Here is a 362-nt window from a genome sequence, read left to right as displayed (position 1 = left end):
AGCGTGGACAAGCACGTCATGGGCACGGTCTCGTCCGGGCAGGGCGTCTGCGAGTGGACCGCGCGCAGTGCGATGCCGCAGGCCAGCGCGTGCAGACTCATGCGTGCCGCCTTGGCCGCACGCGTCAGTTGACCGACGGACTCGGCGGAGAGCCGTACCTGCCGCCTGTGGACGCCGGGCTGCGCTCCCGTGCCGCGGCCGGCCGCGAGGGCGGGGATGCACGCGGGCACGAGATCCCCGACCTTCGCCGAGCGATCCCTCAGGAAGTCGTTCAGCTCCTCGACGGAGAAGCGTGCGCGGAAGTGTTCCTCGACGGGGCGGGGCAACCCCGTGGTACGGGGCGGCAGCACCGGCGTACGGCC

At 72.7% G+C, this 362-nt stretch carries 1 protein-coding gene; it reads right to left on the bottom strand.

Going from position 1 to position 362, the window contains the following annotated elements; genetic code table 11:
* Positions 1–362: phthiocerol/phthiodiolone dimycocerosyl transferase family protein (locus BEK98_RS49460; protein ID WP_167444473.1), on the bottom strand; the 362-nt coding region annotated here is incomplete at both ends.

Source organism: Streptomyces diastatochromogenes (genome assembly GCF_002242805.1).
In the GTDB taxonomy this organism is placed as follows: Bacteria; Actinomycetota; Actinomycetes; order Streptomycetales; family Streptomycetaceae; genus Streptomyces; species Streptomyces diastatochromogenes.
The sequence above is the reverse complement of the archived record's forward strand: the minus strand, read 5'-3'. Positions and strand labels throughout refer to the sequence as shown.